This is a genomic window from Pseudomonas sp. RA_35y_Pfl2_P32, from assembly GCF_963970735.1.
Classification (GTDB): Bacteria; Pseudomonadota; Gammaproteobacteria; order Pseudomonadales; family Pseudomonadaceae; genus Aquipseudomonas.
Window position 1 is genome coordinate 1 of the sequence record NZ_CAXAQF010000002.1, and the last position, 21,704, is coordinate 21,704.

General features: G+C 60.2%; 22 protein-coding genes. 10 read left to right on the forward strand and 12 right to left on the reverse strand.

Annotation, left to right across the window (positions count from 1 at the left end):
• Positions 1–406: 406 nt before the first annotated feature.
• The gene (tyrS, locus tag AACY45_RS02080) at positions 407–1,606 is read right to left on the reverse strand and encodes a tyrosine--tRNA ligase (RefSeq protein ID WP_339543923.1); all 1,200 of its coding nucleotides are present in this window, start codon (positions 1,604–1,606) and stop codon (positions 407–409) included.
• Positions 1,607–1,815: 209 nt separating this feature from the next.
• On the opposite strand from tyrS, the gene AACY45_RS02085 reads away from it, so the two are divergent.
• A complete protein-coding gene (locus tag AACY45_RS02085) occupies positions 1,816–3,234 on the forward strand; it encodes a peptidoglycan DD-metalloendopeptidase family protein (protein WP_339543924.1) in 1,419 nt (472 codons plus the stop codon).
• A gap of 3 nt (positions 3,235–3,237) precedes the next feature.
• Positions 3,238–4,329, forward strand: coding sequence for an anhydro-N-acetylmuramic acid kinase (locus AACY45_RS02090; RefSeq protein ID WP_339543925.1), 1,092 nt, complete (start codon positions 3,238–3,240; stop codon positions 4,327–4,329).
• Positions 4,330–4,402: 73 nt separating this feature from the next.
• On the opposite strand, the gene erpA is transcribed toward AACY45_RS02090, so the two are convergent.
• Together erpA and argC are read right to left on the reverse strand one after the other, a co-directional pair.
• A complete protein-coding gene (gene erpA, locus AACY45_RS02095) occupies positions 4,403–4,753 on the reverse strand; it encodes an iron-sulfur cluster insertion protein ErpA (protein WP_339543926.1) in 351 nt (116 codons plus the stop codon).
• A gap of 166 nt (positions 4,754–4,919) precedes the next feature.
• Positions 4,920–5,954, reverse strand: coding sequence for an N-acetyl-gamma-glutamyl-phosphate reductase (gene argC / locus AACY45_RS02100; protein WP_339543927.1), 1,035 nt, complete (start codon positions 5,952–5,954; stop codon positions 4,920–4,922).
• Between the two features lie 135 nt (positions 5,955–6,089).
• Between argC and hemJ the strand changes: the two genes are divergently transcribed.
• From hemJ to coq7, 6 genes are all read left to right on the forward strand, one after another.
• On the forward strand, positions 6,090–6,521 hold the full coding sequence (gene hemJ / locus AACY45_RS02105) for a protoporphyrinogen oxidase HemJ (protein ID WP_095170520.1): 432 nt from the start codon (positions 6,090–6,092) through the stop codon (positions 6,519–6,521).
• A 33-nt stretch (positions 6,522–6,554) separates the two neighbouring features.
• On the forward strand, positions 6,555–7,523 hold the full coding sequence (locus AACY45_RS02110; protein ID WP_339543928.1) for an NAD(P)H-dependent flavin oxidoreductase: 969 nt from the start codon (positions 6,555–6,557) through the stop codon (positions 7,521–7,523).
• Between the two features lie 80 nt (positions 7,524–7,603).
• The gene (locus tag AACY45_RS02115; protein ID WP_339543929.1) at positions 7,604–8,509 is read left to right on the forward strand and encodes a DUF805 domain-containing protein; all 906 of its coding nucleotides are present in this window, start codon (positions 7,604–7,606) and stop codon (positions 8,507–8,509) included.
• Between the two features lie 62 nt (positions 8,510–8,571).
• A complete protein-coding gene (locus AACY45_RS02120; protein WP_159998201.1) occupies positions 8,572–9,360 on the forward strand; it encodes an SDR family NAD(P)-dependent oxidoreductase in 789 nt (262 codons plus the stop codon).
• A gap of 81 nt (positions 9,361–9,441) precedes the next feature.
• Positions 9,442–9,780, forward strand: a complete 339-nt coding sequence (locus AACY45_RS02125; protein WP_095170527.1) for a histidine triad nucleotide-binding protein — start codon at positions 9,442–9,444, stop codon at positions 9,778–9,780.
• 105 nt (positions 9,781–9,885) lie between these two features.
• A complete protein-coding gene (gene coq7 / locus AACY45_RS02130) occupies positions 9,886–10,533 on the forward strand; it encodes a 2-polyprenyl-3-methyl-6-methoxy-1,4-benzoquinone monooxygenase (protein ID WP_095170529.1) in 648 nt (215 codons plus the stop codon).
• 109 nt (positions 10,534–10,642) lie between these two features.
• On the opposite strand, the gene AACY45_RS02135 is transcribed toward coq7, so the two are convergent.
• Positions 10,643–11,065 carry an OsmC family protein gene (locus AACY45_RS02135; RefSeq protein ID WP_005792019.1) on the reverse strand — a complete coding sequence of 141 codons (423 nt, stop codon included), beginning with the start codon at positions 11,063–11,065 and terminating at the stop codon, positions 10,643–10,645.
• Between the two features lie 238 nt (positions 11,066–11,303).
• Here AACY45_RS02135 and crp point away from each other — a divergent pair, with 238 nt between their 5' ends.
• On the forward strand, positions 11,304–11,948 hold the full coding sequence (crp, locus tag AACY45_RS02140) for a cAMP-activated global transcriptional regulator CRP (protein WP_339543930.1): 645 nt from the start codon (positions 11,304–11,306) through the stop codon (positions 11,946–11,948).
• Here the strand turns inward: crp and AACY45_RS02145 are convergent.
• The 4 genes from AACY45_RS02145 to AACY45_RS02160 all read right to left on the reverse strand — a co-directional run bounded on the left by AACY45_RS02145 (position 11,945) and on the right by AACY45_RS02160 (position 15,198).
• Complete coding sequence (locus AACY45_RS02145) at positions 11,945–12,646, reverse strand: lipoate--protein ligase family protein (protein WP_339543931.1); 702 nt, start codon at positions 12,644–12,646, stop codon at positions 11,945–11,947. The genes crp and AACY45_RS02145 overlap by 4 nt on opposite strands.
• Before the next feature lie 66 nt (positions 12,647–12,712).
• Entirely contained in the window at positions 12,713–13,549 is an 837-nt protein-coding gene (trpC, locus tag AACY45_RS02150; RefSeq protein WP_339543932.1) for an indole-3-glycerol phosphate synthase TrpC, read from the reverse strand.
• Entirely contained in the window at positions 13,546–14,595 is a 1,050-nt protein-coding gene (gene trpD / locus AACY45_RS02155; protein WP_339543933.1) for an anthranilate phosphoribosyltransferase, read from the reverse strand. Before trpD ends, trpC begins: the two co-directional genes overlap by 4 nt.
• Before the next feature lie 9 nt (positions 14,596–14,604).
• Positions 14,605–15,198, reverse strand: coding sequence for an aminodeoxychorismate/anthranilate synthase component II (locus AACY45_RS02160; RefSeq protein ID WP_339543934.1), 594 nt, complete (start codon positions 15,196–15,198; stop codon positions 14,605–14,607).
• A gap of 400 nt (positions 15,199–15,598) precedes the next feature.
• On the opposite strand from AACY45_RS02160, the gene estP reads away from it, so the two are divergent.
• The gene (estP, locus tag AACY45_RS02165) at positions 15,599–17,509 is read left to right on the forward strand and encodes an esterase EstP (protein ID WP_339543935.1); all 1,911 of its coding nucleotides are present in this window, start codon (positions 15,599–15,601) and stop codon (positions 17,507–17,509) included.
• Positions 17,510–17,575: 66 nt separating this feature from the next.
• On the opposite strand, the gene trpE is transcribed toward estP, so the two are convergent.
• From trpE to AACY45_RS02185, 4 genes are all read right to left on the reverse strand, one after another.
• The gene (gene trpE / locus AACY45_RS02170) at positions 17,576–19,057 is read right to left on the reverse strand and encodes an anthranilate synthase component I (protein ID WP_339543936.1); all 1,482 of its coding nucleotides are present in this window, start codon (positions 19,055–19,057) and stop codon (positions 17,576–17,578) included.
• A 70-nt stretch (positions 19,058–19,127) separates the two neighbouring features.
• Positions 19,128–19,946: a phosphoglycolate phosphatase gene (locus AACY45_RS02175; protein WP_339543937.1), complete on the reverse strand. Its 819-nt coding sequence runs from the start codon at positions 19,944–19,946 to the stop codon at positions 19,128–19,130.
• Positions 19,943–20,617, reverse strand: a complete 675-nt coding sequence (gene rpe, locus AACY45_RS02180; RefSeq protein ID WP_095170546.1) for a ribulose-phosphate 3-epimerase — start codon at positions 20,615–20,617, stop codon at positions 19,943–19,945. The genes AACY45_RS02175 and rpe overlap by 4 nt, the downstream gene beginning before the upstream one ends.
• A 260-nt stretch (positions 20,618–20,877) precedes the next feature.
• Entirely contained in the window at positions 20,878–21,702 is an 825-nt protein-coding gene (locus AACY45_RS02185) for an ABC transporter permease (protein WP_339543938.1), read from the reverse strand.
• Between the last annotated feature and the right edge of the window lie 2 nt (positions 21,703–21,704).

The window sequence follows — 21,704 nt, forward strand, 5'->3', positions numbered from 1 at the left end:
ATAATCTTTTTGACTATCAGTCTGACAGCACAAGCACCCACACGAATTGCTTGATTCAGTTGTTAAAGAGCGGTTGGTTAAGATCTTTCGTCTCAACCGAGGCGCGCATTCTACAGCAGCCTCATTTACTGTCAAGTGGTATTTTTCAGAAGCTTTCGAAGATTTCTTCAACAACTTCAACCACTTGCGCTTCCGATCACTCGGTAGCGGGAGGCGAATTCTACAGCGTTACACGCTGCTGTCAACACCTCTTTTTCAACTCCTTTCGCGCTTCGATGAACTGAAGCAACCTGCTGCCGAAAACTGCTTAACTCATTGTTTTCCAAGGAGTTTTCCGTTTCGACTGCGCCGGAAGTGGGGCGAATTATAGACCGTTACAATTCGCCGTCAAGCCCTTATTTCAGCATTACTCGGATTTGAGCGTAATACGCGCAAATGCCTTCTTGCCAGCCTGGCAAACATGGGTGGCACCCAATACATATATAAAGGAACGATCAACGACTTCACCATCAATGCGCACGCCACCCGAACCAAGCAGATCACGAGCAACTGCCGAGTTCTTTACCAGCCCTGCCTTATTAAGGACGGCTGCGATCGGCATATCTTCAGTGGCCGTCAGCTCGATTTCCGGCAAGTCGTCCGGCAGCTCGCCTTCTTTCATGCGATTGCCCGCAGCACGGTGAGCATTGGCCGCAGCCTCTTCACCATGGAAACGCGCGACGATCTCTTCGGCCAGCTTGATCTTGATATCCCGCGGGTTGGCACCCGCCTCGACATCAGCACGCAACGCATCGATCTCTGCCATGGAACGGAAGCTGAGCAACTCGAAGTAACGCCACATCAGCGCGTCCGGAATCGAAACCAGTTTGCCGTACATGACGCCCGGTGCTTCCTGAATCCCGACGTAGTTCCCCAGGGACTTGGACATCTTCTTCACGCCGTCCAGACCTTCAAGCAGCGGCATGGTCAGAATGCACTGAGCCTCCTGACCATATCCACGCTGCAGCTCACGCCCCATCAGCAGGTTGAATTTCTGGTCGGTACCGCCCAGCTCGACGTCGGCGCGTAAAGCCACCGAGTCATAACCCTGGACCAGCGGATAGAGGAACTCGTGAATAGCGATAGGCTGATTGGTCGAGTAGCGCTTGTCGAAGTCGTCGCGCTCGAGCATCCGCGCCACGGTGTACTGCGACGTCAGGCGAATGAAGTCCGCCGGCCCCATCTGATCCATCCAGGTGGAGTTGAACGCCACTTCGGCCTTGGCCGGATCGAGGATCTTGAACACCTGAGTCTTATAGGTCTCGGCATTCTCGAGGACCTGCTCACGAGTCAGGGGCGGACGAGTCGCGCTCTTGCCGCTTGGATCGCCGATCATCCCAGTGAAGTCACCAATCAGGAAGATTACCTGGTGACCCAGATCCTGGAACTGGCGCAGCTTATTAATAAGCACCGTGTGACCCAGGTGCAAATCCGGGGCAGTCGGGTCGAAGCCAGCCTTAATACGCAGCGGCTGGCCACGCTTGAGCTTCTCGATCAGCTCGGACTCGACCAACAGTTCTTCCGCACCACGTTTGATCAGCGCTAGCTGCTCTTCAACCGACTTCATAACCAACCTGCAAGGCTCAGATTCAAAGGGACCCAACCATACAAGATCGCGCACCAAATACAAGTTTTGCCCGGCGCACGGCCAGCAATCCACGAACAGAGCACTCGCGGCTTGCTTAAGAGATGATTTGGTTATATTTTATACAGTTATTTCATCTTCATCATGTCATTCATCTTTTCCAATTCATCTTTTCCAAAGTCAAATTACCTATGACCACAGAACCGCCTAAAGCGCCGCCGCTTTATCCGAAGACCCACCTGCTCGCTGCGAGCGGCATTGCCGCCTTGCTCAGCCTGGCGCTCCTGGTGTTTCCATCCAGTGACGTCGAAGCCAAAAAGACAACCCTGAGCCTTGAGCTGGAAAGCCCCGTAGAACAACTGACACAAGATCAAGACGCTGCCGACGCCGCTCAAGCCACAAGCGAACCCGTAGAATCTCCCTTCGCCAAGATTGAAAACAGCACCGAAGACACCCCGCAAACCGCTGAAGCGGCTCCCGCACCAGTGGTTGAAGAGAACAAGGCACCGAGCCACCGCGAAGTGATTGTTGCCAAGGGTGACACGCTATCCACGCTGTTCGAGAAGGTCGGACTGCCCTCCACTTCAGTCAGCGAGATCCTTGCCAGCGACAAGCAAGCCAAGCTCTTCACCCAGCTCAAGCGCGGCCAGAAGCTTGAGTTCGAGCTAGGCCCGGACGGCCAACTGAAGACGCTGCACAGCAAGATCAGCGACCTCGAAAGCATTAGCCTGAGCAAGAATGCCAAGGGTTATGCCTTCAGTCGCACTACCGCCAAGCCGACCGTACGGACCGCTTACGCCCATGGCGTGATCAACAGTTCGCTGTCCCAGTCTGCAGCCCGTGCCGGCCTGTCCCACAGCCTGACCATGGACATGGCCAGCGTATTTGGCTACGACGTCGACTTCGCCCAGGACATTCGCCAGGGTGACGAATTCGACGTGATCTACGAACAGAAAGTGGTCAACGGCAAGGCTGTCGGCAATGGCCCAATCCTCTCCGCCCGCTTCACTAACCGCGGCAAAACCTACACCGCCGTGCGCTATACCAACAAGCAAGGCAACAGCAGCTACTACACCGCTGACGGCAACAGCATGCGCAAGGCGTTCATCCGTACACCAGTGGACTTCGCTCGTATTAGCTCGCGTTTCTCCATGGGCCGCAAGCATCCAATTCTGAACAAAATCCGCGCCCACAAAGGCGTCGACTACGCCGCCCCCCGTGGTACGCCGATCAAGGCTGCCGGCGACGGCAAGGTCCTGCTGGCAGGCCGCCGCGGTGGCTACGGCAACACCGTAATCATTCAGCACGGCAACGCCTACCGCACCCTGTACGGCCACATGCAAGGCTTCGCCAAAGGCGTGAAGACCGGTGGCAGCGTCAAGCAGGGCCAGGTCATCGGCTACATCGGCACCACCGGCCTGTCGACCGGGCCGCACTTGCACTATGAGTTCCAGGTCAACGGCGTCCACGTCGACCCGCTGGGCCAGAAACTGCCCATGGCCGATCCGATCGCCAAGGCTGAGCGTGCACGCTTCCTGCAGCAGAGCCAGCCGCTAATGGCGCGCATGGCGCAAGAGAAAGCCACCCTGCTCGCGTCGAGCAAACGCTAAGCCATGGCGCTCTATATCGGCCTGATGTCCGGGACCAGCCTGGATGGCCTGGACATAGCGCTGATCGAGTACGAGGGGGCGATCAAGCTGATCGCCACCCACTACATTCCCATGCCTGAATCCCTGCGCACCGAGCTGCTTGGTTTGTGCGCCAGCGGCCCGGACGAGATCGCCCGATCCGCGATTGCCCAGCACAACTGGGTCACCTTGGCGGCCCAGGGAATCAACGCCCTGCTCGCCGCGCAACAGCTCAAAGCCGTCGACATCCGTGCGATAGGCAGCCACGGCCAGACCATTCGCCACGAACCCGCACGCGGCTTCACCGTGCAAATCGGCAATCCGGCCCTGCTCAGCGAACTGACCGGCATCAGCGTCGTCAGCGACTTCCGCAGCCGTGATGTCGCGGCCGGCGGCCAAGGCGCACCGCTGGTGCCGGCCTTCCATGAGGCCTTGTTTGGCCAGCATCACGGCAATCGTGCGGTGTTGAACGTGGGCGGCTTCAGCAATCTGAGTTTGATTGAAACGGGCAAGCCGGTCTCGGGGTTCGACTGCGGCCCCGGTAACGTCCTGCTGGATGCCTGGATTCATCAGCAACGCGGGGAAACCTTCGACCGCGATGGCCTATGGGCGGCTAGCGGCCGTGTCGAGCCGGCCTTGCTGAACGCCTTGCTCAGCGACCCCTTCTTCCTGACCAAGGGCCCGAAAAGCACTGGCCGGGAAGTGTTCAACCTGCCCTGGCTGACCCAGCACCTGGCGCGCCTGCCAGCATTCGCCGCCCAAGACGTACAGGCCACGCTGCTTGAGCTGACCGCGCTGACCATTGTCGAATCACTGCAAGCTGCGCAAGTCGACACCCAGACCCTGCTGGTGTGTGGGGGTGGCGCCCACAATGCGGCACTGATGGCTCGCCTCGCCAGCCTGCTGCCCAATGCAGGCGTCGACAGCACCGCAGCTTACGGTGTCGACCCAGACTGGGTCGAAGCCATGGCCTTTGCCTGGCTGGCCCATTGCTGCCTCGAAGGCATCCCGGCCAATCGCCCCAGCGTCACCGGCGCCCGCGGCCTGCGAGTCCTCGGCGCCATCTACCCCGCCTGAACACCAGACAGCAAAACGCCGCAAAAGCCTTGGGCCATGCGGCGTCGAGTACAGCGGATACTGCGTGTAGCGATCAGATCGAGAACGAAGAACCACAACCGCAGGTGGTGGTTGCATTCGGGTTCTTGATCACAAACCGCGAACCTTCCAGACCCTCCTGATAATCCACCTCGGCACCGGCCAAGTACTGGTAACTCATCGGGTCGACCACCAGGCTGACGCCTTCGCGCTCGACGATGGTGTCGTCATCGGCGACTTCTTCATCGAAGGTAAAGCCGTATTGAAACCCTGAACAACCGCCGCCCGTAACAAATACGCGCAGCTTCAAGCGATCATTACCCTCTTCATCGACCAGGCTCTTCACCTTGTGCGCGGCACTGTGGGTGAATTGCAAAGCCGTGGGGGTGAAGGATTCGACGCTCATGCTGACTATCTCCCGGCGTTACGCCGCCATAATGCGTGATGACGGGCATTATCCGCTTCTCCCAGAAAATCGGTCAACTATTGTTATGGTATAGCAATCAACCCAACTCGTTTCCCAGACAACAAAAAGGCCCGTTGACGGGCCTTTTTGTTCGACGCTGCGACGCTTAAGGCAGCATGCCCGCATGGGACAGCCCCAGGCGTTCGTCCAGGCCAAACAGGATGTTCAGGTTCTGTACCGCCTGGCCCGAGGCGCCTTTGACCAGGTTGTCGATCACCGACAACACCACCACCAGGTCGCCATCCTGCGGGCGGTGTACCGCAATCCGGCAGACGTTGGCACCACGCACGCTGCGGGTTTCCGGGTGGCTGCCAGCCGGCATGACATCGACGAACGGTTCGTTGGCATAGCGCTTCTCGAACAACGCCTGCAGGTCCACGGAACGATCGACCACTGTGGCGTACAGCGTGGAGTGAATGCCACGAATCATCGGGGTCAAGTGCGGCACGAAGGTCAAGCCAACGTCCTGGCCAGCGGCGCGACGCAGGCCCTGGCGAATTTCTGGCAGGTGACGGTGACCTTTGACCGCGTAGGCCTTCATGCTTTCCGATGTTTCCGAGTACAGCGAACCGACAGCCGCGCCGCGACCCGCACCGCTGACCCCGGACTTGCAGTCAGCGATCAGGCGCGACGTATCGGCCAGACCCGCTTCCAGCAGCGGCAGGAAGCCCAGTTGAGTGGCCGTTGGGTAGCAGCCCGGCACAGCGATCAGGCGAGCCTGTTTGATTTGCTCGCGATTGACTTCCGGCAGGCCGTAAACCGCCTCCTCCAACAACTCGGGCGCACCGTGCGGTTGGTTGTACCACTTGGCCCACTCATCCGCGTCCTGCAGACGGAAGTCGGCGGACAGGTCGATGACCTTGGTCCCGGCCGCGAGCAGCTCGCCAGCCAAGGCGTGGGCAACGCCGTGAGGGGTGGCGAAGAATACGACATCGCAGGCCCCCAGGGTCTTGATGTCCGGAACGCTGAACGCCAGGCCATCGTAGTGGCCACGCAGGTTCGGGTACAGATCAGCCACGGCCAGACCGGCCTCGGATCGGGAAGTGATCACTGCCACTTCTGCTTGCGGATGCTGTGCCAACAGACGCAGCAATTCGACACCGGTGTAACCCGTGCCGCCGACGATACCGACCTTGACCATAAACCTGCCCTCAACGAACCCACTGGAAAGCCGTCGATAATAGGGGCCGCGCGCCCCTGCGACAACCGTCAAGGTGACGTGCGGGCGCTCAAGCCTCTACTATTCGGGCTACCGTGAACCTGGGAATAACTAAAAATGCTTTATTTGTGGCTCAAAGCTTTTCATATCATCAGCGTCGTGTGCTGGTTTGCCGGCCTGTTTTACCTGCCGCGCCTGTTCGTCTACCACGCCCAAAGCGAAGACAGCATCAGCAAGGAGCGCTTCAGCCTCATGGAGCGCAAGCTGTACCGGGGCATCATGGGCCCGGCAATGATCGCCACGCTGATCTTTGGCGGCTGGCTGATCAGCCTCAACCCCAGCGCCTACTTCACCCAGGGCGGCTGGATGCACGCGAAGCTGACGCTGGTGGTGCTGCTGATTGGCTACCACCACATGTGCGGCGCCCAGGTGAAGCGTTTCGCCCGTGGCGAAAACACCCGCAGCCATGTCTTTTATCGCTGGTTCAATGAAGTGCCGGTTCTGATATTGCTGGCTATTGTAATTTTGGTCGTCGTACGGCCGTTCTAATCCTACTGAACGCTTTCCATCGGGGTACTTCCAATGTCGCTGCCCGCTTTGCTAGAACAACACCTGCGCCTGCCCGTCGTGGCGGCGCCGATGTTCCTGATCTCCAATCCACAACTGGTGCTGGCGTGCTGTCGCAATGGCGTGGTCGGCAGCTTTCCGGCCCTGAACCAGCGCGAAAGCAGCGGCTTCAAGGCCTGGCTGGAGGAGATCGAAGCGGGTCTGGCGCAGCTGAAGAACCCCGCGCCCTATGCTGTGAACCTGATTGTGCACAACAGCAATCCACGGCTGCAGGCCGACCTGGCGATCTGCATCGAGCATAAAGTGCCGATCGTGATCACCAGCCTGGGGGCAGTGAAAGAAGTGGTTGATGCGGTGCATAGCTACGGTGGTCTGGTGTTCCACGACGTGACAACCCGCCGGCATGCCGAAAAAGCCGCCGAAGCCGGCGTCGATGGCTTGATCGCCGTTGCCGCCGGTGCCGGTGGTCACGCCGGCACCTGGAGCCCCTTCTCGCTGATTGCCGAAATCCGTCAGTTCTTCGACAAGACCCTGCTGCTGGCCGGCTGCCTGAACCACGGCCATGAAATTCTCGCCGCGCAACTGCTCGGCGCCGACCTGGCCTACTTCGGCACACGGTTTATCGGCACCACTGAAAGCCATGCACCTGAGGCCTACAAAGAGATGTTGCTGACGTCCAGAGCGGCGGACATCGTTCATACGCCAGCGGTCTCGGGCGTACCGGCAAGTTTCATGCGCCAAAGCCTGCTCAACGCCGGTTTTGATCTCGACGCCTTGCAAGGCAAGGGCGAAATCAACTTCGGCGCCAAGCTCAAGCCGATCAGCGATGAAGCCAAAGCCTGGAAAACCGTGTGGTCTGCCGGTCAGGGCGTCGGTGAAATCGACGACCTGCCCAGCGTAGACGAACTGGTCGCCCGGTTGGATGCCGAGTACCGTAAAGCGCAGGAACTGGCGGCCCAACTGCCCAAACGCTGGCCGCGTTAAGCCACCGACCTGGGTCAGCCGGATTTGGCTGCCCCAGGTAACGCGCACACCCCGATCAATCGCGACAAGGAAGTACTGGCATGAGCGAAAACCGTTTCAAGATTGTCTTCGACGGCGCCCTGCTGCCAGGGGTCGAGATCACCACGGCGAAACTCAACCTCGCCGAATTGTTCAAGTGTGATGTCAGTGCCATCGAACGGCTGTTCAGTGGCGAACTCGTCGCTCTCAAGCACAACCTTTCCCAGGCCGATGCGCACACCTATCTCTCGGCCCTGACAAAGACCGGCGTTGATGCGCGGATCGAGGCCGAGCCTTCGATCGAGCTCAATCTGAGTGACGTCAAACCCGCCACAGCGCCCCTGCCCGAGCCCGATACCTCGCCCTATGCCCCGCCCCGCGCGCCAGTGGGTGAGGTCAACACAACGTTTTCCGAACTCAAGGTGTTCAGTGTCCAGGGACGCATCGGTCGCTTGCGGTATCTGGCCTGGTCGCTGGCTGCACTGCTGATCATAGGTGGTGTCGCCGGTACACTGGGGCTGGGCCTGTTGGCGGGCGATAACAGGGTGTTGGGGGCAATTGTTTGTGTCGTCGGCCTGCTTGCCTACTTCTATGTGAATATCACCATCAGCGTACAGCGCCTGCATGACCTGGGCTGGTCCGGCTGGCTGTGGTTCCTGAACCTGGTGCCCATTGTGGGCAGCCTGTTTCCCATCGCATTGGCGGTCATCCCGGGCATCCCCGGCGCCAACCGCTACGGCGCACCGCAACCGCCCAATAGCACTGCGGTGAACGTATTGGCCGGCCTTTGGCTGGTGGTGATTGCCGTGGTGTTTGTCGGCGCGCTGGCTGGCGGCCTCAGTGCCGTCACCGAAGAATACGAAAGCACCATGAGCAGCGGCTACGAGATCGACGAGTCGGCTGAAAACGTTGAGGCAGACGATGCGGCGCAAGCCGCCCAGCCCCCTGTAGACTATGAGAAAGAATAAACGCGCTGGCGACCTGTGAACCCTCTGTCCACAGGCCTCGAGCCGTTGCGATGGAGAACTGCATGACCCGTTACGCACTGATCACTGGCGCTTCCAGCGGCATCGGCTTGGCCATGGCCGAAGCCCTGGCGCGCCGAGGCCGCAGCCTGATTCTGGTGGCTCGTCAACGTGATCAGTTGGAAAGCATCGCCATCGAGTTGACCCAGCGCTTTGGCGTCGAAGTGCTGTTTCGCGCCTGCGACCTGGGTGAACCGCTGCGCCTGTCCGGCTTCTTGCTGGAGCTCGAAGAGGGCGAGCGGCAGATCGACCTACTGGTCAATTGCGCTGGCATCGGCACCTGCGGCCCCTTCCTGGCCCAGGACTGGATGACCGAACAAGACCTGATTGAAGTCAACATCCTCGCCCTCACGCGCCTGTGTCATGCCATTGGCAACAGCATGGCCCTGCAGGGTGGCGGGCAGATTCTCAACGTAGCTTCCGTGGCGGCCTTCAATCCAGGCCCCTGGATGAGCACCTACTACGCCAGCAAGGCCTATGTGCTGCACTTTTCCGAAGGCCTGCGGGTGGAGCTGAAAAAATGTGCGGTCAAGGTTTCGGTGCTGTGCCCCGGCCCGACCCGGACCGCCTTCTTTCGTACCGCACAGTTGGACGACAGCAAACTGAACGCCAGCAAGTTGTTGATGAGCCCCGAGGAAGTGGCGCTGTACACCGTGCGGGCACTGGATAAGAATCGTGCAATCATCATCCCCGGACGGCGCAATCGCTGGTTCGCCTTCCTGCCGCGCCTGGGCTCGCGCTGGTTGACCCGAACCATCGTCGGCATGGTCAACAAGGCCTATTGCCCGCGCTGAGCACCAACGCAATAAAAGGTCGGGCACCAGCGTGGTCTCTTCAGTACACTCAGAGCGGCCCATCAACATGGAGAAACAGCTGTGGATACTCTGTTCACCAAGATCATCAACAGAGAAATACCTGCCAAGATCATTTACGAGGATGACCAGGTCCTGGCCTTCCACGACATTGCCCCCCAGGCCCCCGTGCACTTCCTGGTCATTCCGAAAAAGCCGGTGCGCACCCTCAACGACCTCACCGAGGACGACAAGGCGCTGGCCGGGCATATCCTGTTCACCGCACAACGCCTGGCGCTGGAGCTGGGCTGTGAAGAAGGCTTTCGGGTGGTGATGAACTGCAATGAACTGGGTGGGCAGACCGTCTACCACATTCATATGCACGTCCTGGGTCAACGCCAGATGCACTGGCCACCGGGCTGATCCCCCTGTTGCTCCGGGTTGTGTCGTCAATCGCCATGACCCAGGGCAAACCTTCCCCTACCGATTGCGGTAAACTGGCCGCCGAGATTCTTCCCGGAGGTCAGCATGACTACCCAACGTCACTACTCGCCCATTGACCGTCTTCTGTTGCAAGCCGATACCGCGATGCGCACCTTGCTGCCCTTCAGTGGCCAGCCTTATCGCCCGTCGCCGGCCATCCTGCAGCCAGAAAGCAAAATGAGCGACGAGGACACCCGTCACGTCGCCGGCCTGATGCGCATCAACCATACCGGTGAAGTCTGTGCCCAGGCGCTGTATCAAGGCCAGGCCCTGACCGCCAAACTGCCGCAGGTGCGGGCGGCGATGGAGCATGCGGCCGAGGAAGAAATCGATCATCTGGTCTGGTGCGAACAACGCATCCGCCAACTGGGCAGCCATACCAGCATCCTCAACCCGTTGTTCTACGGTATGTCGTTCGGCATCGGTGCGGTGGCCGGATTGATCAGCGACAAAGTCAGCCTGGGTTTCGTCGCCGCGACCGAAGATCAGGTCTGCAAACACCTGAACGAACACCTGGAGCAACTGCCGGCCGAGGACGAGAAGTCGCGGGCCATTCTTGAGCAGATGCGCATTGACGAAGAACAACACGCCGAAAGTGCGCTGGATGCCGGCGGTTTCCGCTTCCCGGCCCCGGTGAAGTTCGGCATGAGCCTGTTGGCCAAGGTGATGACCAAAAGCACCTACCGCATTTGACACACCTCAATCACCGAGACAAAAAAAGGGCGCTGACATCAGCGCCCTTTTTTGTGCCCGCGTCCACCGCATAAAAAGGCCTAGCCCTCTTCGCGATGACGAAATCGACTCAACCCAACTCGATGATTTCGTAGTCGTGGGTGATGGCCACGCCCGCGGCCCCCAGCATGATCGATGCGGAGCAGTACTTCTCAGCTGACAACTCGATGGCGCGCTTGACCTGGGCTTCCTTGAGCGCCCGGCCCTTGACTACAAAATGCATGTGGATCTTGGTGAACACCTTGGGATCTTCAGTCGCACGCTCGGCTTCCAGGAAGGCTTCGCAGCTTTCCACTGCCTGGCGCGACTTCTTGAGGATGCTGACCACGTCGAAATTGCTGCAACCGCCCACACCGAGCAGGAGCATTTCCATCGGCCGAACCCCCAGGTTGCGACCACCGGCCTCAGGCGGACCGTCCATGACCACAACGTGACCACTGCCGGATTCACCGAGGAACATGGCTTCGCCAGCCCATTGGATGCGTGCCTTCATCGCCAAGTCTCCACTGTAAAAAAAGGGTCGCCAGCTTAGCACAGGGCCTTCGATTGACAGCGTGCCGCTGCAGCGTAAGCCGGCGACGGGCATCATTGATAATTTCTCTAATGACGACAGAATGTGTCTGTTAAGCTGGCGCCAATTCACTGGCGCGACACCCACCCTAGAGCACACGCGTTGCAGCGCCTCATAAAAACAACCACGTCAGACCGTGCAGTCTTTTCGGGATTCAACCATGGTTGCAATTGCCCCAACCCCCAAGATCAAGAACCTCGACAAGTTACTGATGCATTGCCAGCGCCGTCGCTACCAGGCCAAGAGCAACATCATTTGCGCAGGTGACCGTTCCGACACACTGTTTTTCATGATCAAGGGCTCAGTCACCATTCTCATCGAGGATGACGATGGCCGGGAAATGATCATCGCCTACCTCAACCCCGGGGATTTTTTTGGCGAGCTGGGCTTGTTCGAACAAGCAGGCCAAGAGCAAGAACGCAGTGCCTGGGTGCGCGCCAAGGTCGAGTGCGAAGTGGCCGAGATCACCTACAGCAAGTTCCGTGAGCTGTCCCAACAAGATCCGGACATTCTCTACGTGCTCAGCGGGCAGATTGCCCAGCGCCTGCGCAACACCACCCGCAAAGTCGGTGACCTGGCGTTCTTCGACGTCACCGGCCGGGTCGCGCGCTGCCTGCTGGAGCTGTGCAAACAGCCCGACGCCATGACCCACCCCGACGGCATGCAGATCAAGGTCACCCGTCAAGAAATCGGCCGGATCGTTGGCTGCTCGCGGGAAATGGTCGGGCGCGTACTCAAGGACCTGGAAGAGCGCAACCTGGTGAACGTCAAGGGTAAGACCATGGTGGTGTTCGGCACCCGCTAAGGCGCCAGCACCTCGGCCAGCATCTGCCGATACAACGTGTCCAGGCGCTCGATGGCCTGGGGAGCGGCGAATTGCTCATGCAGGGCGATATGGCTAGACGCCCGCACCCGCTGCTCAAGGCCGCACACTTCGTTAAAACGGTTGACCGCCTGCACCATCGATTCGCGCTCATCGTCCAGCAGCAATGCGCCATGCACCAGCCCTACCGGGCGCTGCCCACCTTTGCTCTGGCGCCAGCGCTGAGCGGTGCCAACCAGCTTGCGACCCTCGAGATTGACGTTGAAGCGCCCATCACAGAACGCACCTGCCACTTCCCCCAAAGACGCCTTGCCGCCCAGCTCGGCCAGCAATGTGCATATCGGATCGCACAGACGCCGATAAGCGGTTTCGATGCGTCCGTGATCACCTTCGCTGCGCGGCGGTGCGTAGACCAGCGCAATGTTGATGGTCGCCGCCGACTGCGGCACCGGCTCGCCCCCGGTTTCACGCAACAACACCGGCCAGCCATTCTCCGCCGACGCCGCACAGGCAGCGTCGAACCCCGGCAAACGACTCAAGCGCCGGGGCATGACCAGCGCACGATCGCTTGGCTGCCAGAACAACAGAGCAAAATCCTGGTCACCGGCACACACAGTCGCCAGCAAATCCTGCTCAGCTTGCAGGCCCGCTTCGACGGTCAAGGCAATGGGTTGGGTCATGGCAGGCAAATCCTTGGCTGTGGATACAAAAAAGCCGGCATCGCCGGCTTCTTGATTAAATCAGGTTCAGTCGAGTGTAGAACCGCTGACTGGCACGCCGCGCTCCGGAAAGAACAGACGCTGCAGCTCCGTCCCCGGATTCTCGGCCCGCATGAAGGCTTCACCCACCAGGAACGAATACACCTCACTGATTTCCATCAGCTCGACGTCCGCGCGGTTGAGAATGCCACTTTCGGTGATCACCAGGCGATCGCGAGGGATGCGCGGCAACAGATCGAGGGTGGTTTCCAGATTCACTTCAAACGTATGCAGGTTACGGTTGTTAACCCCGACCAGTGGCGTGTCGAGGGTTTTTAAGGCCCGCTCCAGCTCGTCACCGTCGTGAACTTCCACCAGTACGTCGAGGCCAACGCCTTTGGCAACGGCGGCCAGCTCAGCCATCTTGACGTCGTCCAGCGCGGAGACGATCAGCAACACACAATCGGCGCCCAATGCACGGGCTTCAACGATCTGGTACGGATCAATCATGAAGTCCTTGCGAATCACCGGCAGGTTGCACGCCGCGCGAGCCTGTTGCAGGTAGCTGTCCGCACCCTGAAAGTAGTCGACATCGGTCAGCACTGAAAGGCAGGTCGCCCCGCCCTTCTCGTAGCTGGTCGCGATCTCGGCGGGAACAAAGTGCTCGCGGATCACCCCTTTGCTCGGCGAAGCTTTCTTGATTTCGGCGATGACCGCCGGCTGTTTGAGCTTGGCCTGGGAGATCAACGCTTGGGCGAAGCCGCGAGGTGCGTTCGCCACCTTGGCCAGGGCTTCCAGTTCAGCCAGTGTCACACGAGCGCTACGCTCGGCGACCTCCTCAACTTTGCGGGCGAGAATTTTCTCGAGCACCGTCGGTACACTCATGCTTCATTCTCCACTTTGAATACCGCAGTAAATGCACCCAACTCTTCGAGCTTCTCGCGCGCAAGGCCGGTGTGCAACGCGTCATGAGCCAGGGCAACCCCCTCTTTCAGACTGCTCGCATGATCAGCGGCATACAGCGCAGCACCCGCGTTGAGCACAATCATTTCGGCCGCTTTCTGGCCGTTTTCGGTTTTACGGCGACCCAGTGCGTCGCGAATCAGTTCCAGCGAAGCCGCCGGGCTGTCCACTGCCAGACCGTGCAAGCTCTGGCTCTTCATGCCCAGGTCCTCAGGTTCGACCCAATACTCAGTGACCTGATCGTTCTTCAGTTCGGCAACAAACGTCGGCGCCGCCAGACTGAACTCATCCAGGCCATCCTTGGAATGCACGACCAGCACGTGTTTGCTGCCCAGACGCTGCAATACTTCGGCCAACGGCCGGCACAACGCCTGACTGAAAACACCCACTACCTGATGTTTCACACCGGCCGGATTCGTAAGCGGGCCAAGCATGTTGAACAGTGTGCGCAAACCCAGGTCCCGCCGTGGACCTGCCGCGTATTTCATCGCACGGTGGTGGGATTGGGCAAACATAAAACCAATACCAACGTTGTCGATGCAGCGAGCCACTTGCACCGGCGTCAGGTTCAGGTAGATCCCGGCGGCTTCCAGCAAGTCGGCGCTGCCACTCTTGCCCGAGACGGCGCGGTTACCGTGTTTGGCCACCGTGCAGCCGGCAGCCGCCACCACAAAAGAAGAAGCAGTCGAGACGTTGAAGATATTTGCACCGTCGCCGCCGGTGCCCACCACATCCACCACGCCATCGAGGGTATTGAGCTCGACCCGGTCCGCCAACTCGCGCATCACCGACACGGCGCCGACGATTTCGTCGATGCTCTCGCTCTTCATGCGCATGGCCATCATGAACGCGCCAATCTGCGCGTCCGTGCATTGCCCGGTCATGATTTCGCGCATCACATCGCGCATTTCCTCAGTGCTCAGGTCCAGGTGGCCGACGATACGGCTCAGGGCAGTCTTGATATCCATGGAAAGTCCTTAGCGCGTGCCGCCGGTTTGTTTGAGGAAGTTGGCGAACAGTTCGTGGCCCTGCTCGGTCAGGATCGACTCGGGGTGAAATTGCACCCCCTCGATGTTCAATGTCTTGTGGCGCAGCCCCATGATCTCATCGACCGAGCCGTCTTCGAGCTGGGTCCAGGCGGTCAGCTCCAGGCACTCGGGCAGGGTTTCGCGTTTCACAATCAGGGAGTGATAGCGAGTGACCGTCAGCGGATGGTTCAGACCTGCAAACACGCCCTTGTCCTCGTGGAATACCGGACTAGTCTTACCGTGCATGACTTGGCGGGCACGCACCACATCGCCACCAAACGCCTGACCGATCGACTGGTGTCCCAGGCAGACGCCGAGAATCGGCAGTTTACCGGCGAAGTACTTGATGGCTTCGATCGACACACCGGCTTCGGTCGGCGTGCACGGGCCGGGGGAAACGACGATGCGCTCGGGGTTGAGTGCTTCGATCTGGGCGATGGTCAGCTCATCGTTGCGCACTACCTTGACCTCTGAGCCCAGCTCGCCGAGGTACTGCACAACGTTGTAGGTAAAGGAGTCGTAGTTATCAATCATCAGCAACATGGGTTCAAACCTCTTGAATTCACTGACTTTTAAAACAGCCTTCGAATGATTGACCCGCACAGTGGCGTCGCTCGGTCAGATGCTGGAAGTGGAGCCAGCAACAGCGGCAGTTCATACGGGTATAGAAGGCAAACGGGGACAGGTCCGGCCGAGCCGGCAGAGACAGTTCAGGCGCGCCAACGCCAACGGGCGTGTGCCTTGACGACTTGATCCAAGAGTTTGCTGACGATCAACACGGGGAAGGTCTCATTCATACATTCCAGCACAGTAACTTAGCTGAGCAGAGGGTGCAATATGGCGTAGCGCTAGCGGGTGATACGGCCTTTAGCCATAGCTAAAGCGCAAAAGTTTTTGGTACTGTCGTTTCGTTCAACACAACAATAAATAAACGGACTTGATCATGATCAGACAGACGCTGTTTGTACCGCTGGCAGGAGGCCTTCTCGCGATGGCTTGCGCCCAAGCGATCGCTGCACCGACGCCTTACTCGAACTTTGTGGTCTTTGGCGACAGTCTCAACGATGCCGGCCAGTTCGCTGACCCAGGCGGTCCGGCAGGCGCGACGCAGCGCTTCACCAACCGGGTGGGGCCAACCTACCGGGATGGCAGCGGGGAAGTCCGTTCCGCCAACTCGACTCAACTGCTGGGGGGCAAACTGGGGTTCTCGGATGATCAGACCGCCGCCTCGACCTCGGCGACCCGCGCCAGCCAGGGCCTGGTCGATGGTAACAACTGGGCGGTAGGCGGTTATCGCACCGACCAGATTCTCGACTCCATCACCACCACCTCAGCCACCGGCGAGCGCACACGCCCAGGCTATCTGCCCAGCAATGGCTTGCGCGCCGATCCCAACGCCCTCTATTACCTCTCCGGTGGCGGCAACGACTTCCTCCAGGGCCGCATCCTCAACCTCGCCCAGGCCGATGCGGCTGCCGGCCGGCTGGTCGATAGCGTGCAAACCCTGCAGCAGGCGGGCGCCAAATACATCATGGTCTGGCTGCTCCCGGACATCGGCCTGACACCGGCAATCAACGGCAGTCCGCTGCAAGGCTTCGTCTCTCAACTCAGCACCCAGTTCAACACCGAACTGGTGCGGCAACTGCAGACCGTTGACGCGGAAATCATCCCGCTGAACATTCCGGTGTTGCTCAACGAAGCCTTCGCCAACCCGGCGCAATTCGGCCTGGCCGCCGACCAGAACCTCACCGCCACCTGCTTCAGTGGCAGTGGCTGCACGGAAAACGCCCGGTACGGCATCAACAGCGCCACCCCCGACCCGAGCAAGCTGATCTACAACGACTCGGTCCACCCCACCGAAGCCGGCCAGCGCCTGATCGCCGACTACGCCTACTCCTTGCTGGCCGCGCCATGGGAAGCCTCACTGTTGCCAGAAATGGCCCACGGCACCCTGCGTGCGCACCAGGATGAACTGCGCAACCAATGGCAAGCCGACTGGGAAAATTGGCAGGGCGTCGGCCAATGGCGAGCCATTGTCGCTGGCGGTGGCCAGCACCTGGACTTCGACGGCCAGAACAGTGCCGCCAGCGCAGATGGCACTGGCTACAACTTGAACATCGGTGGCAGCTACCGCCTCAACGATGCCTGGCGTGTCGGCGTCGCAGCCGGGTTCTATCGTCAAAGCCTGGAAGCCGGGCACAACGATTCGGACTACAAACTCAATACCTACATGGGCACCGCCTTTGCGCAGTACCAGGAAAATCGTTGGTGGGCGGACGGTGCGCTGACAGCCGGGCACCTGGACTACGACAGCCTCAAGCGCAAGTTCGACCTGGGCGTCAACGAACGCGGCGAAAAAGGCGATACCAGCGGCACCGTGCTGGCAGCCAGCGGCCGGATCGGCTACGACATCGCGCAACAGGCGAGCAGCCCGTGGCACCTATCACCGTTCCTCAGCGCGGACTTCGCCAAGGTCAAAGTCGACGGTTACTCCGAGGACGACAACACCGCCACTGCGCTGACCTACGACGACCAGACCCGCAACTCACGCCGCCTGGGTATCGGTCTGCAGGGCAAGTACCTGTTCACCCCGCAAACCCAGGTGTATGGCGAATACGCCCACGAACGCGAGTACGAAGACGATACCCAAGACGTGACCATGAACCTCAACACCCTGCCCGGCAACCCGTACACCCTGGCCGGCTACACCCCGCAGTCCCACACAAACCGCCTAAACCTGGGCGTCAGCCACAAACTGACAGCCGACCTGGCGTTGCGGGCTGGCTACAACATCCGCAAGGACGATGACTTCACCCAGCAAGGGGTGAATGTCGGCGTGGTGCTGGACTTCTAAAACACGGCGCCAAAAAAAACGCTGCCTCCTCACGGGGGCAGCGTTTTTTTGTGTCGCGCTACAGCATCAATCCTGGGGTGTTTGCTCAGCCAGGGCCACAGCACGGAACATCGCGCGGCGCTTGTTCAGGGTTTCTTCCCATTCCAGCGCCGGCACCGAGTCGGCAACGATGCCGCCGCCGGCCTGTACGTGCAATTCGCCGTTCTTGATCACTGCCGTGCGGATCGCAATCGCCGTGTCCATATTGCCATTCCAGGCGAAGTAACCCACCGCCCCACCGTACACACCGCGCTTGACCGGCTCCAGCTCGTCGATGATTTCCATCGCGCGAATCTTCGGCGCGCCCGACAAGGTGCCCGCTGGCAGGATCGCCCGCAATGCGTCCATCGCGGTCAGGCCAGCTTTCAACTGGCCCGTGACGTTGGAGACAATGTGCATCACGTTGGAATAACGCTCAATGACCATTTTTTCGGTCAGCTTCACCGAACCGATTTCCGAAACCCGCCCGGTGTCGTTGCGGCCCAGGTCGATCAGCATCAGGTGTTCGGCGATCTCCTTGTCGTCCGACAGCAGATCCTCTTCCAGCGCCAGGTCGGCCTCTTCGTTGGCACCACGAGGACGAGTACCGGCAATCGGGCGCACGGTGATCAGGTTGTCTTCCACCCGTACCAGCACTTCCGGCGAACTGCCCACCACATGGAAGTCGCCGAAGTTGAAGAAGTACATGTACGGCGTCGGATTGAAGCAACGCAGGGCACGGTACAGATCGATGGGCGCCGCCTGGAAGTCGATGGACATCCGCTGCGACGGCACCACCTGCATGCAGTCACCCGCCAGGATGTACTCCTTGATAGTGTCGACAGCACGCTCGTAATCGGCCTGGGTAAAACTGGAACGGAACACCGGGTCCGCCGCCTGCTGCTGGCTGAAATCCAGGCCACGGCGCGGGGTAATCGGCTGGCGCAGTTGCTCCAGCAACTGCGCCAGGCGCGCCTGCCCGTGCTCAAAGGCGTTTTCCTGCGCCGGATCGGCCAGCACAATGGCGTGCATCTTGCCCGCCAGGTTATCGAACACGACCACCGCATCGGAAACCATCAGCAGGATGTCCGGCACGCCCAGCGGGTCGGGGTTCGGGCACTTGCCCAGACGCTTCTCCACATAACGCACGCAGTCATAACCGAAGTACCCCACCAGGCCACCGTTGAAGCGCGGCAATCCGGCGATGGTCGGCACGTTGTAGCGCGCCTTGAAGGTCTCGACGAAGGCCAGCGGGTCTTCGACATCGTGGCTTTCCACCTCGACCCCATCGACGGTCACACTCACGTGCAGGTCATGCACCCGCAGGACCGTGCGGCACGGCAGGCCAATGATCGAATAACGCCCCCACTTCTCCCCGCCCTGCACCGACTCCAACAGGTAGGAGTTGGGTTGATCGGCCAGTTTCAGGTAGATCGACAGCGGCGTGTCGAAGTCGGCAAGGGTTTCGCAGGCAAGCGGAATGCGGTTGTAGCCGGCAGCGGCCAAACGCAGGAATTCTTCGCGGATCATGAGGTGCCTCGTGGCGTGAGGGTCAAACGGTCAGGTGTGCAAACGCGCCGGCTAGCCGGCCAGGATCACGTCAGGCGCGCCAACGCCAGCGGGCCAGGGCCTTGATGACTTTCATCCAGAGTTTGCGGGTAACCACCACGATGGCATTTCCAGGAGGGGATTGGACAGCGTCGGGCAACGTTATCCCAGCGGCTGAATCCAGGCAACCGGGAATTAGCTTGCGCAGATCGTCGATCACCAGCGCCGGTGACTCTTCGGCAATCGGCCGGCCATGGTTATAGCCGTAGCTCAGGGCCACACACTTGACGCCCGCCGCCTTGGCCGCCAGGACGTCGCTGCGTGAGTCGCCGACGAACAATGACTGCGACGCCGGCACGTTGGCCATTTTCATTACGAAGAACAGCGCCGCCGGGTCAGGTTTTTTCTGCGGCAGGGTATCGCCGCCGATGATCCACCTGAAGTAGCGGCCGATCTTCATCTGATCCAGCAAGGGTGCGACAAAGCGCTCTGGCTTGTTGGTGATCAGCGCCATCTCGACACCCTGCTTGTGCAACCACTTGAGGGTGTCGCGCACGCCGGGGTAGACCACGGTCAGCTCATGGCCGTCCGCGTAGGCTTCCATGAAAATCTCCAGCGCCTGTTCGGCCTCGCCATCATCGACCCGGCTGTGGTCGATACCACCCGCCAGGGCACGGCGCACCAGCACCGGCGCACCGTTGCCGACCCACTCGCGCACGGCGACCAGGCCGGCCGGCGCCCGCCCCAGCGTGAGCAGCATGTTATCCACAGCCACTGCCAGGTCCGGTACCGAATCGATCAGGGTGCCATCCAGATCGAACATCACCAGCCGCGGCAATTGCCCCGGGAACAGCTGCTCAAAACCACTCATGGACGAGCCAGGGCCAGTTCGGCACGCATTTTTTCAATCACTTCCTGATAGTTCGGCGCGTTGAAGATCGCCGAGCCGGCCACGAAGGTGTCAGCGCCGGCCGCGGCGATTTCACGGATATTGTTGACGTTGACCCCACCGTCGATTTCCAGGCGGATGTCTCGGCCCGAGGCATCGATCAGCGCGCGCGCTTCACGCAGTTTGTCGAGGGTCGCCGGAATGAACTTCTGACCACCAAACCCCGGGTTGACACTCATCAGCAGGATCATGTCGACCTTGTCCATCACGTACTTGAGTACGTCCAGCGGGGTCGCCGGATTGAACACCAGGCCGGCCTTGCAACCGCCTTCGCGGATCATCTGCAGGGAGCGATCGACGTGAATCGTGGCGTCCGGGTGGAAGGTGATGTAGGTGGCGCCGGCCTCGATGAAGTCACCGATGATGCGGTCGACCGGAGACACCATCAGGTGTGCGTCAATCGGCGCGGTAACGCCGTACTTGCGCAGTGCCGAGCAGACCATCGGGCCGATGGTCAGGTTGGGCACATAGTGATTGTCCATCACATCGAAGTGGACGATGTCCGCACCCGCGGCCAGAACATTGTCCACTTCTTCGCCCAGGCGGGCGAAGTCGGCGGAGAGAATCGACGGAGCAATAGCGAAGGGCTGCATGACGCACCTTTTTTGAGCAGGATCACGATGGCGCGCATTGTATACCTCATGCTCTGACGCGCGCACCGTGGCTGTGACGATCAGCAAGCGGCTCGATAGACCTTCTCGATATCAAGAGCCGTCAACTGGCGCGGGTCGTTGCGCATCAAACCCTCGATTCCCGCGGCCTCCAGCGCCATGGTTGGGATGGCGATCAGGCCGTCATGCCGCTGCCCCCCTGTGGGAACGAGCCTGCTCGCCCACAGGTTAGATGTCAGGCTTCAGACCTGGGCAGTACGCAATTTCTCACTGCGCCCACGCAACCACTCCAGGGTCAGCAGCAGGATCACCGAGAAGGCAATCAGCAGCGTCGCGGCGGCGGCGATGGTCGGGCTGAGGTTTTCGCGGATGCCGCTGAACATCTGCCGCGGCAAAGTCGCTTGCTCGGGGCCCGCAAGGAACAGGGTCACCACCACTTCATCGAACGAGGTGGCAAAGGCAAACAGCGCACCGGAAATCACCCCTGGGGCGATCAACGGCAGGGTCACCCGGCGGAACGCCGTCAGGGGCGAGGCTCCGAGGCTGGCCGCCGCGCGCACCAGGTTGTGGTTGAAGCCTTGCAGGGTCGCCGAGACCGTGATGATCACGAACGGCACGCCCAGTACCGCGTGTACCACGATCAGCGAGAAGAAGCTGTTACCCAGGCCCAGCGGGGCGAAGAACAGGTAACTGGCCACCCCGATGATCACTACGGGCACCACCATTGGCGAAATCACCAGGGCCATCACCAGCGCCTTGCCCGGGAAATCACCGCGGGTCAGGCCAATGGCCGCCAGCGTCCCGAAGATCATCGCCAATACGGTCGCGGCCGGGGCCACGATGATGCTGTTCCTCAACGCGCGCATCCACTCGGCCGAGGCGAAGAAGTCCTGGTACCAGTGCAGCGAGAAGCCTTGCAGCGGATAGACCAGGAAACTGCCCGAGTTGAACGACAGCGGGATGATCACCAGCACCGGCAAAATCAGGAACAACAGAATCAAGCCGCAGAGAATCCGCAGGCTGTAGAACCACACCCGCTCAACGGGGGACATATAAGGACTCAGCATTT